Below are 13,536 nucleotides of genomic sequence, written 5' to 3' on the forward strand. Positions count from 1 at the left end.
GCTGTGGTGGCTCATCACGGTTTATTGACCGGAGCCGGGGGTCAGACCGTCAGCCGGGGCGCGATTTCGGGAAACATCTCAGCCAGTTCGCGGATCTCGCGCTTGGACAGCCCCTGCGCCGCCGGATCGACCGGCTCGCCGCTCATGGCCGCACGCAGCACGCGCAGCGCCGGACCGGACAGCAGCATCGCATCGCGCATGTAATCGGTGAAAGCTTCGAATGTCAGCGGCGCCCATTTTTCGACAAGGCCCAGAATGGCGTCCGCATAGGCGCGGATTTCGTACTGGGCGTGGCTGTCGGCGCGAAGGCGCAGGAAATGCAGCAGGTTCCACAGGTTAATCTGCCAGTAGAACTGCGTCATGATGTTGACCGGCAGGTTCATGCGGGCCAGTTCGCGGGCCACCGACGGGCGGGAGGGGTCGCGCGTCTGTCCGTTTTCGTCCTCGTTGAGCAGGTCCACATAATGGTCGTAGCAGCGCGAGGCGTCATCGCGCAGGATGTCGAGTACCTGCTGCGCCTGTTCGGGGGGCAGGCTGTCGGCACGTCCCTGCTTGTTGTTGGTGGACTGGGTGGCGATGTCTTCGGGCCGGGGGAAGTAGAATTCCTTTTCCAGAACGGAATAGCGCGCCGAGTATTCATTGATGCTGGCGGTGCGGTGGCGGAACCACTGGCGCGTGACAAAAATGGGTGCGCGCACATGCAGCTTCAGCACGGCCAGCTCGAACGGGCTGGTGTGGCGGTGGCGCATGAGATAGCGGATCAGCCCCCGGTCATCGGACGTGCTGCGCGTGCCCTTGCCATAGGATACGCGGGCACCCTGCACCACGCCGCTATCGCCACCCATGTAGTCCACCGCGCGGACGAAGCCGGTTTCCAGTACGGGGACGGGGGCATACAGCACGTCTTCCATCGCGGGTACGACAAGGCGGCGTGTCTGCGCCCACCCGGCGCGGGCTGCCTCGATTGCCGATTTCTGCTCACTGGAAAACATGTATCCTACCGTCCTGTGCTATATGGCCTGCATGGCGGCAACGGCGGCGCGACCGCGGATGGCGCGGATGTCTTTGCGCGCGCCGTCCGCCGCCCCGGCAACATGCCATATCTGGCCGCACCCGACCAGTGGCTTCGCCGGCCTGATGCCCCTTGCCATATGCCTTGGCGCTCCCTATGTTCACAGGTGCAGGAGGGGCTTGCCCCTTGGCTATGGCGATAAACGGCGCGTGGAATAAGTGTTGTGGACCCGGGGGCGGTACCCGGCGTCTCCACCATTTTCCCCTTTATGGGGAACAGGGGGACGAAACAGGCTCGACACGCATGGTAAAGACCCGCCTTTTGCCCGGCATTGTACCACCGTTATCGGGCTAAATCACAAGTGCCAACGATAACTCTGAGGTGCTCGCTGTCGCTGCATAAGCGATAAGCGCGGTTCGGGAGGGCACCGGGCAACAGAAGCCCTCCCACCTCTGTCTTTTTCGTTTTTCTTTCGCATGGGTCAGGCTACGGGCGTGGTATCCGCTTCGTGAAGGAATGGGTCATGCCGGTGGGTTGCCATCACCGGAAGTTTGACGCACAGCTTGCTACTGTGGCACGGCGTGGTCCGAACCCGCATGTCTGCAAAAATCCGCTCCGGCGCGTGCGTCCGGGCGGATGTCACGGAGAAGTCCGAAATGTCCGATGATCACGACGAGGAAAACGGTTTTGACACCGCCATTCCCGACTGCCTCATGCCCTATGATTCCTGGATCGAGGATGCCTACCGCCAGGTCATGCTGCACGCGCTCGAGCATGCGGCGGCGCACGGGCTGTCAGGCGATCATCATTTCTACCTGACATTCCGGACCGACTGGCCGGGTGTGGAAATGCCCGACCACCTGCGCGCCCAGTATCCCCATGAAATCACCATCGTCATCCAGCACCAGTTCTGGGGCCTGAAGGTGGACCGGGCGCAGCAGACCATATCGGTCGGGCTTTCGTTCGGGGGGATTCCCTCCACGCTGGTCATTCCGGTGTCGGCAGTCTCGGCCTTTGCCGATCCGCATATCCGCCTTACGCTGCGCTTCACCGTGCCCGAGCACGCGCCGATGGCCACCATGCCCGAAAATGTGGTGCAGGTGCAGCCTGCAGGGGAAGCCCCGGCGGAGTCGCAGCCAGCCGCCGGGACGGATGAGGAAGAGGAAACGGACCGGAACGAAAGCTCGCAGGTCGTGAGTCTGGCCGCCTTCCGCAAGCGGGGGCCGGGGGGACCGGGCTGAGCCACACCATCCATCCGGGTGCGCCGGATGCACCGGACGCGCCCTGGATTACCTGAACGCCGCCACCTGGAAACAATCCGGGGGAGATAAGGCAGAGGAGACCGTCCGTTGAATGTATCCGCACCCGCGCGCAAACCATTTGTGTTTGGGCCGCTATTCCCGTTGCATGATGATGATACGCCGTGGAAGAAACTGGAGATCGAGGGGGTGACCACCTCGGTCCTTGGTGGGCGCACGGTCGTCCATGTCCGGCCCGAAGCCCTGACCGCGCTGGCCGCGCGTGCCTTCAACGACGTGGCGCATCTGCTGCGTCCCGGCCATCTGGCGCAGCTTGCCAGCATCCTCAAGGACCCCGAAGCGTCGGATAACGACCGTTTCGTGGCGCTGGACCTGCTCAAGAACGCCTGCATCGCCGCAGGCGGCGTGCTGCCGATGTGTCAGGATACCGGCACGGCCATCGTGTATGGCAAGAAGGGACAGCGTGTCTGGGTTGATGGGAATGAGGAGGAAGCCTTCTCACGCGGGGTGTACGACACCTATACCGGCACTTCCCTGCGCTATTCGCAGATGGCCCCGCTTTCGATGTTCGAGGAAGTGAATACCGGCACCAACCTGCCGGTGCAGTTCCACATCTCGGCCACCCCAGGCGATTACCATGCCGAACAGATGGACCTGATGTTCGTCGCCAAGGGGGGTGGTTCGGCCAACAAGACCTTCCTGTTTCAGGAAACCCGCGCCCTGCTGTCGGGTAAGGAAAACCTGCTGAAATGGCTGGATGGCAAGATCCGGACGCTGGGCACGTCGGCCTGCCCGCCCTATCATCTTGCCGTCGTGATCGGTGGCATGTCCGCCGAGCAGAACCTCGAGACGGTAAAGCTCGCCTCGACCCGCTGGCTTGACAGCCTGCCCACGCAGGGAAGCCCGCAGGGCCATGCCTTCCGCGATCTGGAAATGGAAGAGGAAATCCACAAGCTCACCCAGCGTCTGGGCATCGGCGCGCAGTTTGGCGGCAAGTATTTCTGCCACGATGTGCGCGTGGTGCGCCTGCCGCGTCATGGCGCGTCGCTGCCGGTGGGGATCGGGGTGTCCTGTTCGGCGGATCGTCAGGTGAAGGCGCGCATCAATGCCGATGGCATTTTCCTTGAACAGCTTGAGACCGATCCGGCACGTTTCCTGCCCGAAACCACGGATAACGACCTTGAGGGAGAGGCGGTGAAGATCGACCTCAACCTGCCCATGGACGAAATCCGTCGCAAGCTGTCGCAGTATCCGGTGCGCACGCGGCTTTCGCTCAGCGGCACGATGGTGGTGGCCCGTGACATCGCGCATGCCAAGTTCCGCGAACGGCTGGAAAAGGGGGAGGGGCTGCCCCAGTACCTCAAGGATCATCCCGTCTATTACGCCGGTCCCGCCAAGACGCCCGAAGGCATGCCCACCGGCGCGTTCGGTCCCACGACCGCCGGTCGCATGGACAGCTATGTCGCCATGTTGCAGAAAGCGGGCGGATCATATGTGATGCTGGCCAAGGGCAACCGCTCGCGCGCGGTGCGTGATGCGTGCAAGGAATATGGCGGATTCTATCTTGGTTCCGTCGGTGGTCCGGCCGCTCGCCTTGCGCAGGATTGCATCCGCAGGGTCGAGGTGCTGGAATACCCCGAACTGGGCATGGAAGCGGTGTGGAAGATCGAGGTCGAGGACTTCCCGGCCTTTATCGTGATTGATGACAAGGGTAATGATTTTTACGATGGCCTGACCGGCTGAACGTGACCCCTGCGGTCCGTCCGGCCTGCCTGTAGGGCCGGACATACCGGAGGTTTGTGAACGCCATGCGTTTTACCGTCGATCGTCTTGACCACCTTGTGGTGAGTGTCCGTGACCTTGAGGTCTCGGCCTCATGGTTCCAGCGTGTACTGGGCATGGAACGTGAGGAATATGGCCGCAACAACCGCACGGCCCTGAAATTCGGCGGCCAGAAAATCAACCTCCGTCCCCACGGGGCGGAGGGATGGGTCACGGCGGAAGACGCCCTGCCCGGCACCAATGACCTGTGCTTCATCACGGCCGTCAACAGTGCCGACGTGATCGAACATCTTGAAAAATGCGGTGTGCGCGTGACGGAGGGGCCGGTGGCCCGCCTTGGCGCGCTGGGACCGGTTACATCGGTCTATTGCCATGATCCCGATGGCAACCTGATCGAGATCGCATCCTATCAGGGGTAGGGGCGATGGCGGCTGGTACCCCATCCGCATCGCCCCCTTCCGCGCCGCAGGTCCGTCCTGTTGACCACCTGTTCTACCCGCACCCGCTGGATCGTCCGCTGGCGGGTGCGGCCCGGCCCGACCATCCGTTTCACCTGCGCCTGTACGCGTGCGAATTCATGGGCACGGTCGTACTCATGCTGGTGGGGATCGTCACCAATGTGCTGATCGGGGCGGCGGCCAGTCCGCTCGCCCCAAAGTTCGCGGGCCATCCGGTCCTGCGGGTCGGGATGGAGGGCCTGTTCTTCGGCGCAGGGGGAACGCTTGCCGCGCTATCCCCCTTCGGTCGGGTCAGTGGCGGCCATGTCAGCCCTTCCGTCTCGTTTGCCTTCGCGCTGGCATCCCGGCTCGCATGGCGGGACATGGTGGGCTACATGCTGGCCCAATGCGCGGGCGCTGTGGCGGGTACGGCCCTGCTGGCGCTGGCGGGGCGGGTTTTCCCTGCCTGGGGGCACTGGGCGGTCATGGACCATTACGCAGGCACAGTCCCCAATCCCGCCGTGCCTGCAAGCTGGCCCTTCATGGGTGAAGCAGGGGCGACGATGCTGCTGATCGCGGGTGTCCTGCTGACCGGCAGCCACGCGCGGCTGCGCTGGCTTACGCCGCTTCTGTCCGGTCCGCTGTTTTTTATGCTCAATCCGTTCGAGGCATGGCTGTCAGGCGACAGCACCAATCTGGCGCGCAGTCTTGGTCCCGCCGTTTTCTCCGGTCAGTGGCATGCGTTCTGGATTTACTGCACGGCCCCGTTCTGCGGGGCGGCCCTTGCGGTCGTGCTGCTTGTGCATACGGGTCTGTTCGGCAGGGTGCGGGTGCTTGAGGCGCGCGTCGCCCATTTCGGGCATCATGGACGCGCGCCTTTCCTGCTGCCGCGTATCTAGGCGCAGGGTTTATCTGGGCTGCTTGCCATAAACCGCCGTAAGCGTGGCCGAGGCAAGACGGTGCTGGTTGATGACAAAGCCCACCATGGCGCCCGACGCATCACTGGGCAGTTCGATCCGCTCGATATCCAGCGCATGGATGGTGAAGATGTAGTGATGGTCCGGTCCCGGCGGCGGTGCGGCGCCACCATAGACATTCCCGCCAAAATCGGTGCGCGTCATCTCGGCGGGTTCGGGCAGGCTGTTGTCACCCGATCCGGCACCTGCGGGCAGGGAGGATACGGTGGCCGGGATGTTGATGACGACCCAGTGCCACCAGCCCGATCCGGTCGGGGCATCGGGGTCATACATGGTGATGGCGAAGCTTTTGGTGCCCGTCGGCGCATCCTGCCACGCAAGCGGGGGGGAGATATTGCCGCCGGAATGGCCCATGCCGTCGAATACCTGCGCCTGGGGCAGGCGATCACCATCGTGAAAGCAGCGGCTGGTCAGTGTAAAGGTCATGTCGTTTTCCTGCTCTGCGCGCAGTGGGAAGGCATATCGCACATCCCGTTGCCGGGTAGCGCCCGGACAGGGCGCTGTCATCCGGCAGGGATGTGGAAGGGACTTACCAGTTCTGGCTGATCAGCCAGAATTCCTCGGATGTCAGGGTAATGGCCTGATCGCCGTTCTTGCTTTCGGCTGCGGCGCGGGCCAGGGCCTCGATCCGCTGGATCATCAGCGTCTTGCGCTGGTGGGCTTCGGTGCGGTCCTGTTCCTCGACCGTTTCCAGCACATGCAGGGCGGTCTTGCAGGCCTTGGTGATGCGTACGGCATCCAGTGCTGCGTAGGACATGGTGATTTCTTCCTTATGCTGTCGCATCCGGCATGCGGAGGCGGGACGAAAAAATTCCCGCAGGGGAATCGCTGCGTTATTGTGGCGCTCGCCGCCGGTTCTGTCCAATATCCCGGCGCGGGCGGCAGATGGCCCGCGGCTTCATGGCGAAGGGCGTAGTTCGGGCTGGCAAGTATCGTGCGGATTCCGTAAAGGGGGCCGCATGACGGATCTGGTTTCTGATTTCGATTTCACGCTTCCCTCCGAACGGATCGCCGACCACCCGGCCCGCCCGCGTGACAGCGCGCGCCTGCTGGACGTGCCGGTGGAAGGCCCGATCATGGATCGCCACATGCGCGACCTGCCGGGCTGCCTGCGGCCGGGCGACATTCTGGTGGCCAATGATACGGCGGTGATCCCGGCCCAGCTATCGGCCATGCGCGGGGCCGCGAAAATTGGCATCACGCTTGACCGCATCCTGCCCGATGGCACGTGGCACGTGCTGGCGCGCAATGCGCGCCGCCTGCATCCGGGCGATACGCTGACCTTTGGCGAAAGTCCGGTCACGGCGCAGGTGGTCAGCCGTGGCGACGCGGGTGACGTCACCCTGCGCTTTTCGGCGGAGGGGGAAGCCTTCGATCAGTTCCTGCATGATGCGGGCCGTCTGGCGCTGCCCCCCTATATCGCCCGTCCCGAAGGCCCGACGGAAGAAGACCGTCGGGATTACGCCACCATCTTCGCACAGCATCGCGGCGCGGTCGCCGCCCCGACGGCGGGGCTGCACTTCACGCCTGGCCTGCTGGCGGCGCTGGATGCGGCGGGCGTGCTTCGCCAGACCCTGACGCTGCATGTGGGGGCAGGCACCTTCCTGCCCATGCGCAGCGAACAGATATCCGAACACCGCATGCATGCCGAACGCGGCACGATCAGCCCCCATGCAGCCGAACGCATCAACGCCGCGCGTGCGGCGGGCGGGCGTATCATTGCCGTGGGCACGACATCGCTCCGCCTTCTGGAAAGTGCGACGGATGAAAACGGCATCGTACATCCCTTCCATGGCGAGACCGCCATCTTCATCCGGCCCGGTTACCGCTTCCGTGCGGTGGACATGCTGCTGACCAATTTTCACCTGCCGCGTTCGACGCTGTTCATGCTGGTCTGCGCCTTTGGCGGCTATCGCCGCATGCACGCTGCATATGAACATGCCATCGCCAGCGGTTACCGTTTCTATTCCTATGGCGATGCCTGCCTGCTGCATCGCGCCGAGGGAGACCTGCCATGACCTCTTTCCGCTGGCGTCCGGAAGCGCGTGCGGGCCATGCCCGCGCGGGCTGGCTTGATACCGCCCATGGCAGCGTACCCACGCCGACCTTCATGCCCGTGGGCACGGTTGGCACCGTCAAGGCGATGACGATGGACAACGTGCGGTCCACGGGTGCCGGGATCGTGCTGGGCAATACCTATCACCTCATGCTGCGGCCGGGGGCCGAGCGGGTGCGCGAACTGGGCGGCCTGCACCGGTTCATGGACTGGCCCGGACCGATCCTGACGGATTCGGGCGGGTTTCAGGTCATGTCGCTCGGGCCGCTGCGCAAGCTCGATGCCGATGGCGTCACCTTCCGTTCGCATATCGACGGCTCGAAACACCGCCTTTCCCCCGAACGCTCGACCGATATCCAGCATGCGCTCGATGCCACCATCAGCATGTGCTTTGACGAATGTCCCGCCCTTCCGGCGGAAGCGGACGTGATCGCGAAATCCATGCGCCTGTCCATGCGCTGGGCCGAACGGTGTCGTGATGCCTTTGTCCAGCGCCCCGGCTATGCGCAGTACGGCATCATTCAGGGTGGTACCGAACCGGAACTGCGCGCCGAAAGTGTCAAGGCCCTGACGGGTATCGGATTCGAGGGATATGCCATCGGTGGCCTCGCGGTGGGGGAAGGGCAGGAACTCATGTTCTCCACCCTTGATGTGACCGTGCCGCTGATCCCCGATGCCAGCCCCCGCTACCTCATGGGCGTGGGAACCCCCGATGACCTGCTGGGCGCGGTGGAACGCGGGGTGGACATGTTCGACTGCGTCATGCCGACCCGCGCGGGCCGCACGGCGCGCGCCTATACCGAACGCGGCACGCTCAACCTGCGCAATGCCCGGCATGCCACCGATTCGCGGCCCATTTCGCCGCATTGCGACTGTCTGGCCTGTTCGCGCCACAGCCGCGCCTATCTGCATCACCTGTTCCGGGCGAATGAAATCCTCGGCCCGATGCTGCTGACATGGCATAATCTTGCCTATTACCAGCGTCTCATGCGCGGGATGCGGGCGGCGATCGTCGATGGCGGCTTTATGGCCCACGCCACCCACCTGCGCGCGCAATGGGCGCTGGATGACTGGAGCGGCGATGAAATGCCCTTTCCCGACATACCACCGGTTGCCTGATGGCCGGGCCGTGCGCATCGGCCATGGCTGATCCGGTGCGCCTTGCCGCAGCCATTGCCGGCCATGCACGGGCACTGGGCTTCGATGCGGTCGGATTCGCCCCGGCGCAACTGGATGATGGCGTGCGCGCCCGTCTGGCCGCGTTCGTGGAAAACGGCTTCGCCGGCAGCATGGAGTGGATGGCGCAGCGCATGGAACAGCGCGGTGACCCGCGGGGCCTGTGGCCCGAGGTACGCAGTGTGATCGCGCTGGGGGTCAGCTACGCACCGGGGGAAGACGACCCGCTTGCCACTACCCGCCAGCCTGAAGCGGGCAATATTTCCGTTTATGCCCGCCATCGTGACTATCATGATGTGGTCAAGGGCATGCTCAAGCATCTGGCCCAGTTCGTGGTGAATGCCGGGCGGCGGCAGGGTGCCGGTGCGGCGGAGGTCAAGGTGTTTGTCGATACCGCCCCGGTGATGGAAAAACCGCTGGCGCAGAATGCCGGGCTGGGCTGGCAGGGCAAACATACCAGCCTCGTTTCCCGCCAGCATGGAAGCTGGCTGTTCCTGGGGGAGATCTACACGACGCTGGACCTGCCGCAATCCGTCCCTTCCGGCGGGGGATGCGGCACCTGCACGCGCTGTCTCGATGCCTGCCCGACCGGTGCGTTTCCACAGCCGGGGATAATGGATGCAAGGCGGTGCATTTCCTATCTCACGATTGAAAATCGCGATCCCATCCCCCATGAATTCCGGCCCGCCATGGGCAACCGCATCTATGGCTGTGACGACTGTCTGGCCGTCTGTCCGTGGAACCGCTTTGCACGGGCGACGAACCACATGAAGCTTGCCGCACGCGATGACCTGCGCGCACCTGCGCTGCGCGATCTGGCCATGCTGGATGATGCGGGATTCCGCGCGCGGTTTTCCGGCTCACCCGTCAAGCGCATCGGTCGCAACCGGTTCGTGCGCAATGTGGCCGTGGCCATCGGCAATAGCGGACGGCCCGAACTGCGGCCCGTGGTGGCCGCCCTGTGCGCCGATGCGGACCCGGTGGTGGCGGAAGCCGCGCAGTGGGCCACCGTGCGGCTGCCGTCATGAACGATCATGCCCTGCCGCTGCCCGCGCAGCGGGGTGCCCGCCCGTTGCACAAGCGCAGCCTGAACCTGTCGGGCCACCGGACCAGTGTCGCGCTGGAGCCCGAGTTCTGGTGCGCCCTGAACCTGATTGCGCAGAAGCGCGCCCTGACCCTTGCGGGACTGGTGGGACAGGTCGATGCGGCACGCCCGCCGGACCGCCCGCTTGCGTCGGCCCTGCGGGTGGAGGCATTGCGGGAATGGATGCCTGACCTGACGGAAATGGCTGATAACAACAGGGAAGATCAGTTGGGTTGAGCCCGCATCCGTGCTAGCGTCGGGGCATGGCGATATGGGGCAAGATTTTTGGTGGCGTTGCGGGGTTCGCGGTGGGCGGCCCCATGGGGGCTGTCGTCGGCACCGCGCTGGGCCATGCGGCGGATAACGGTTCCCTGCTGGAAACGCCGGTAGGGGGCTGGACCGACCGCTGGGGTCCGCGCATGAACGCGGACCCGCAGGGGGCCGCGACCTTCATTGCGGCCAAGATGGCCGGGGCGATGGGCAAGCGCGACCAGATGTATGGTCTGGTCATCATCATCCTTTCGGCCAAGATGGCGAAATGCGATGGCGCGGTGAACCGGGCCGAGATCGACGCCTTCAAGCGCCGTTTCCACCTTCCGCCCGAAAACATGAAGGAAGTGGGGCGCCTGTTCGACAGCGCGCGCCAGCGCACGGATGATTACCGGGCATTCGCCACCGAGCTGGGCCGTGCCTTCGCGGGGCGTACCGGCATGCTGGAGGAGGCGCTGGCCTCCCTGTTCGTGATCGCCCGCGCGGATGGCGAGATCAACGCGCAGGAGGAAGCGTTCCTGCGCGGTGTGCACAAGGCGTTTGGACTGAGCCCCGGCGCATGGGATCGCGCGCGTGACGGCGGTGCCCGCCCCGGTGTGAGCGAGGTCGACGCCTATGCCGTGCTGGGTGTCAGCCGGGATGTGAGTGATGAGGAAGTGCGCGTGGTCTGGCGGCGTCTGGTGCGTGAACACCACCCCGATGTCATGTCGGCGCGCGGCGCCACCCCGGCCCAGCAGGCACAGGGTGCGGCCCGCATCGCGCAGATCAATGCGGCCTGGGACCGGATCAAGCGCGACCGCAGGCTTTAGCGGCTGACCTGTCCCTGATTCCGTCAGGTCAGGAAGGCGGCATGGGTAACGGTGCGGAACCGGCCCTGTCGATCCCGCGCCGGTTCTTTTCCGTCCGTCAGGTGGCGGCCTTGTTCTTCTTGTCCAGCAGGCGGCGCAGGGCGCCGGCTACCGTGTGGGCCAGCGTGCGATAGGCCTGTCCCGCGGCACTTTCGGGTGCGGAGATCACGATTGGCGCGCCTTCATCCGCGCTGGCGCGGATATCGGCCAGAAGCGGGATTTCGCCCAGGAAGGGTACGCCCAGCTTTTCCGCTTCTGCCCGTGCGCCACCATGGCCGAACAGTTCGGTACGGTGGTTGCAGTTGGGGCAGCAGAAATAGGACATGTTCTCGACCACGCCCAGAACGGGCACGTTCATCTTCTCGAACATGGCGACGCCACGCCGTGCGTCCAGCAGCGCGATATCCTGCGGCGTGGAAACGATGACAGCCCCCGCCAGCGCGGTTTTCTGCGCCAGTGTCAGTTGCGCGTCCCCCGTGCCCGGCGGCATGTCCACCACCAGCACATCCAGCGCGCCCCATTCCACATCGCCCAGCAATTGCCCGATCGCGCCCATCACCATCGGCCCGCGCCAGATCATGGCATCATTCTCGTTCACCAGCATGCCGATCGACATGGCGGTGATGCCCCATTTATGCGGGGGCACCAGATGGCCATCGCGCACCTCTGGCCGGTTGCTCACGCCCATCATGCGGGGCAGGGACGGCCCATGAACATCCGCATCCAGCAGGCCAACCTTCAGTCCTTCCTGTCCCAGCCCCACCGCCAGATTGACGGCGGTGGTGGACTTGCCAACCCCTCCCTTGCCGGACGCCACGGCAATGACCACGCCCACGCCGGCAGGGAGCGGGCCGGTGGCCGCCTTGCCGGGCCTGGCCCCAAGGTTGAGCGGGCGGTGGCCGCTGGCGGCAGGGGGCGGCGTATCCTGCGCAGGCGCACCCTGTGGCGGGGCAGCACGATGCGCGGTCAGGATCACGCTTGCAGCGGTGCAGCCGGGTACCGCCGCAACAAGGGCGCGTTCCAGTTCCGGCAGGAGCGGCTGCAATGCCGCCGCGCGCGAGCGATCGGTCGCAATGGCGACATGGAGCACACCGTCACGGACCATGAATGCGTCCAGGCTGCCCAGCGTGGCGACGCTGGCCGATCTGTCAGCCGTATGGACCTGTTGCAGTACGGTCTCGATGGTGTTCCGGTCGGGACTGGTCATGCGTGTGCGCTCCCTGCTCTGTCGCCCCTGCGGTATAGAAGGGGCGGCCCGTGGCGGTCGAGTCATGAAACGGCGGGATGACGCATTTGACCGGTGACGGGCGCGGGCAGGGCATGGTCATGCGGGACGCGCGCGCCATATGTGCGGTGGGGGAATGGTCAGCCCGCGGGTTTGCTGCTTTACGCTTCCCCCATTACATGAAGGGCACGGCTTTCATGGGTGTCGTTCAGGCGGGCAGGGATTACGATGGGCACTTCCACTCCACAGGCGGCTGTACCGCACCGGCGGGATCATCGGGTCGATGCCCTGCGCGGCGTGGCGCTGCTTATGATGTGTATCGACCACATCCCGCAGGACGTGCTCAACCGTTTCACCATGCGCAATGTCGGTTTTGCCGATGCGGCGGAGGTGTTCGTGCTGCTGGCGGGTTATGCGTCGTGGCTGGCTTACGGGCGCGGGTTTGCCAGAAAGCCGGTGCCCACCGTCCTTGCGCGGATCGGGCGGCGGTGCTGGCAGCTATATGTATTCCAGATCGTGATGGTGGTGGTCTGTGTCGCCACCATTCGCATATGGCGGAATTTCTGGCCCGTTCCTGTTGATTTTCTGGAGCCCGAACTGGCGCATGGGCTGGATTCGGTATGGCGTGTGCTGTCGCTGGTCGCATTGCCGGGCAACCTGAATATCCTGCCGCTGTATATCGTGCTTCTGCTGGGGTTCGCGCCGCTTTACGTGCTGCTGCGCCGGGCGGGGACTGCCGTGGTGCTGGGGCTGAGCGGGCTGGTATGGCTGGTGGTCAATATCAACCCCCGGCTGAACTTTCCCAACTGGCTTGACCCTGACGGATGGTTCTTTGACCCGCTGGCATGGCAGTTCCTGTTCGTGCTGGGGGTATGTGCCGCGCGTGTGGCGGGCCAGCACGATGGCAGCCTGCCGCGTTCGCGCCTGCTGGCATGGGGATGCGCCATGTATCTGGTCTTTTCAGGCGTGCAGTCCTTTCCGTGGACGCAGTGGGGTTTTCATGACCTGCGCCCCGTCGTCATGGCGGTACCGGACAAGATGATCCTTTCGCCGTGGCGTCTGGTTGACGTGCTGGCGGTGTTCTATCTGGTTCAGTCCTCACACGGGGCGACGCGGCTGGCGAATACGCGTGGCGGACAGCTTATGGCGCTGTTCGGGCGGCATTCGCTGGAAATCTTTACCATGGGTACGATCATCGACCTGTATGGCCGTCTGGTACTGACCAGTTTTGGCACCGGATGGGTGATGCAGGTGGCCGTCAACGTGGTGGGGTTCGTGGTGCTGCTGGCCGTGGCGCGGATGAAGGAACGCGCGCGGGTGGCCGCCCGCACCCCGCCGCAGCCGAAACCGGACGACCTGCACGCGGCCGCGCCGTTATGCCGTAACTGAGGGCGTGGTTTCCGTGCCGGT

The 13,536-nt window shown here is 64.7% G+C and carries 15 protein-coding genes and 1 other RNA gene; 11 read left to right on the forward strand and 5 right to left on the reverse strand.

What is annotated here, in order from left to right:
- Positions 1-41: 41 nt before the first annotated feature.
- Both thyX and KSAC_RS17305 read right to left on the reverse strand, forming a co-directional pair.
- Entirely contained in the window at positions 42-992 is a 951-nt protein-coding gene (gene thyX, locus KSAC_RS10805) for an FAD-dependent thymidylate synthase (RefSeq protein ID WP_132305387.1), read from the reverse strand.
- 18 nt (positions 993-1,010) lie between these two features.
- Positions 1,011-1,151 carry a hypothetical protein gene (locus KSAC_RS17305; protein WP_165927315.1) on the reverse strand — a complete coding sequence of 47 codons (141 nt, stop codon included), beginning with the start codon at positions 1,149-1,151 and terminating at the stop codon, positions 1,011-1,013.
- Between KSAC_RS17305 and ssrA the strand changes: the two genes are divergently transcribed.
- The 5 genes from ssrA to KSAC_RS10830 all read left to right on the forward strand — a co-directional run bounded on the left by ssrA (position 1,141) and on the right by KSAC_RS10830 (position 5,389).
- Positions 1,141-1,461, forward strand: a transfer-messenger RNA (tmRNA) gene (gene ssrA, locus KSAC_RS10810). The two genes, KSAC_RS17305 and ssrA, sit on opposite strands and share 11 nt — an antisense overlap.
- Before the next feature lie 207 nt (positions 1,462-1,668).
- On the forward strand, positions 1,669-2,253 hold the full coding sequence (locus KSAC_RS10815; protein WP_102325301.1) for an SspB family protein: 585 nt from the start codon (positions 1,669-1,671) through the stop codon (positions 2,251-2,253).
- 108 nt (positions 2,254-2,361) lie between these two features.
- Positions 2,362-4,014, forward strand: coding sequence for a fumarate hydratase (locus tag KSAC_RS10820; RefSeq protein ID WP_118962567.1), 1,653 nt, complete (start codon positions 2,362-2,364; stop codon positions 4,012-4,014).
- A 65-nt stretch (positions 4,015-4,079) separates the two neighbouring features.
- The gene (locus KSAC_RS10825; RefSeq protein WP_102325156.1) at positions 4,080-4,472 is read left to right on the forward strand and encodes a VOC family protein; all 393 of its coding nucleotides are present in this window, start codon (positions 4,080-4,082) and stop codon (positions 4,470-4,472) included.
- A gap of 5 nt (positions 4,473-4,477) precedes the next feature.
- Positions 4,478-5,389: an MIP/aquaporin family protein gene (locus tag KSAC_RS10830; RefSeq protein ID WP_132305389.1), complete on the forward strand. Its 912-nt coding sequence runs from the start codon at positions 4,478-4,480 to the stop codon at positions 5,387-5,389.
- Positions 5,390-5,398: 9 nt separating this feature from the next.
- Here KSAC_RS10830 and KSAC_RS10835 read toward each other — a convergent pair whose 3' ends face one another.
- Together KSAC_RS10835 and KSAC_RS10840 are read right to left on the reverse strand one after the other, a co-directional pair.
- A complete protein-coding gene (locus KSAC_RS10835) occupies positions 5,399-5,893 on the reverse strand; it encodes a kinase inhibitor (protein ID WP_102325158.1) in 495 nt (164 codons plus the stop codon).
- 103 nt (positions 5,894-5,996) lie between these two features.
- The gene (locus KSAC_RS10840; protein ID WP_102325302.1) at positions 5,997-6,224 is read right to left on the reverse strand and encodes a hypothetical protein; all 228 of its coding nucleotides are present in this window, start codon (positions 6,222-6,224) and stop codon (positions 5,997-5,999) included.
- Positions 6,225-6,426: 202 nt separating this feature from the next.
- On the opposite strand from KSAC_RS10840, the gene queA reads away from it, so the two are divergent.
- From queA to KSAC_RS10865, 5 genes are read left to right on the forward strand one after another with little or no spacing between them, the layout of a single operon-like run.
- Positions 6,427-7,485 carry a tRNA preQ1(34) S-adenosylmethionine ribosyltransferase-isomerase QueA gene (gene queA / locus KSAC_RS10845; RefSeq protein ID WP_132305391.1) on the forward strand — a complete coding sequence of 353 codons (1,059 nt, stop codon included), beginning with the start codon at positions 6,427-6,429 and terminating at the stop codon, positions 7,483-7,485.
- Positions 7,482-8,642 carry a tRNA guanosine(34) transglycosylase Tgt gene (tgt, locus tag KSAC_RS10850; protein WP_132305393.1) on the forward strand — a complete coding sequence of 387 codons (1,161 nt, stop codon included), beginning with the start codon at positions 7,482-7,484 and terminating at the stop codon, positions 8,640-8,642. The genes queA and tgt overlap by 4 nt, the downstream gene beginning before the upstream one ends.
- Complete coding sequence (gene queG / locus KSAC_RS10855; RefSeq protein WP_207918682.1) at positions 8,642-9,727, forward strand: tRNA epoxyqueuosine(34) reductase QueG; 1,086 nt, start codon at positions 8,642-8,644, stop codon at positions 9,725-9,727. The genes tgt and queG overlap by 1 nt, the downstream gene beginning before the upstream one ends.
- Entirely contained in the window at positions 9,724-10,020 is a 297-nt protein-coding gene (locus tag KSAC_RS10860) for a ribbon-helix-helix domain-containing protein (RefSeq protein WP_102325303.1), read from the forward strand. The genes queG and KSAC_RS10860 overlap by 4 nt, the downstream gene beginning before the upstream one ends.
- Before the next feature lie 26 nt (positions 10,021-10,046).
- Positions 10,047-10,862, forward strand: coding sequence for a TerB family tellurite resistance protein (locus tag KSAC_RS10865; protein WP_110547516.1), 816 nt, complete (start codon positions 10,047-10,049; stop codon positions 10,860-10,862).
- A 97-nt stretch (positions 10,863-10,959) separates the two neighbouring features.
- Here KSAC_RS10865 and KSAC_RS10870 read toward each other — a convergent pair whose 3' ends face one another.
- Positions 10,960-12,108 (reverse strand): P-loop NTPase, encoded by a 1,149-nt coding sequence (locus KSAC_RS10870; RefSeq protein WP_132305395.1) that lies wholly within the window; start codon positions 12,106-12,108, stop codon positions 10,960-10,962.
- Between the two features lie 246 nt (positions 12,109-12,354).
- Here KSAC_RS10870 and KSAC_RS10875 point away from each other — a divergent pair, with 246 nt between their 5' ends.
- A complete protein-coding gene (locus tag KSAC_RS10875) occupies positions 12,355-13,515 on the forward strand; it encodes an OpgC family protein (protein ID WP_132305397.1) in 1,161 nt (386 codons plus the stop codon).
- Positions 13,516-13,536 lie beyond the last annotated feature (21 nt).

It is taken from the genome of Komagataeibacter saccharivorans, assembly GCF_004348195.1.
Taxonomy (GTDB): Bacteria; Pseudomonadota; Alphaproteobacteria; order Acetobacterales; family Acetobacteraceae; genus Komagataeibacter; species Komagataeibacter saccharivorans.

Bases quoted from the DNA above. Each gene is read 5' to 3' on its own strand.
- KSAC_RS10865 (WP_110547516.1), top strand. From the start codon at position 10,047: ATGGCGATATGGGGCAAGATTTTTGGTGGCGTTGCGGGGTTCGCGGTG.
- KSAC_RS10870 (WP_132305395.1), bottom strand. From the start codon at position 12,108: ATGACCAGTCCCGACCGGAACACCATCGAGACCGTACTGCAACAGGTC.
- KSAC_RS10875 (WP_132305397.1), top strand. From the start codon at position 12,355: ATGGGCACTTCCACTCCACAGGCGGCTGTACCGCACCGGCGGGATCAT.
- thyX (WP_132305387.1), bottom strand. From the start codon at position 992: ATGTTTTCCAGTGAGCAGAAATCGGCAATCGAGGCAGCCCGCGCCGGG.
- KSAC_RS10860 (WP_102325303.1), top strand. From the start codon at position 9,724: ATGAACGATCATGCCCTGCCGCTGCCCGCGCAGCGGGGTGCCCGCCCG.
- tgt (WP_132305393.1), top strand. From the start codon at position 7,482: ATGACCTCTTTCCGCTGGCGTCCGGAAGCGCGTGCGGGCCATGCCCGC.
- KSAC_RS10825 (WP_102325156.1), top strand. From the start codon at position 4,080: ATGCGTTTTACCGTCGATCGTCTTGACCACCTTGTGGTGAGTGTCCGT.
- KSAC_RS10830 (WP_132305389.1), top strand. From the start codon at position 4,478: ATGGCGGCTGGTACCCCATCCGCATCGCCCCCTTCCGCGCCGCAGGTC.
- queG (WP_207918682.1), top strand. From the start codon at position 8,642: ATGGCCGGGCCGTGCGCATCGGCCATGGCTGATCCGGTGCGCCTTGCC.
- queA (WP_132305391.1), top strand. From the start codon at position 6,427: ATGACGGATCTGGTTTCTGATTTCGATTTCACGCTTCCCTCCGAACGG.
- KSAC_RS10835 (WP_102325158.1), bottom strand. From the start codon at position 5,893: ATGACCTTTACACTGACCAGCCGCTGCTTTCACGATGGTGATCGCCTG.
- KSAC_RS10815 (WP_102325301.1), top strand. From the start codon at position 1,669: ATGTCCGATGATCACGACGAGGAAAACGGTTTTGACACCGCCATTCCC.
- KSAC_RS17305 (WP_165927315.1), bottom strand. From the start codon at position 1,151: ATGGCAAGGGGCATCAGGCCGGCGAAGCCACTGGTCGGGTGCGGCCAG.
- KSAC_RS10840 (WP_102325302.1), bottom strand. From the start codon at position 6,224: ATGTCCTACGCAGCACTGGATGCCGTACGCATCACCAAGGCCTGCAAG.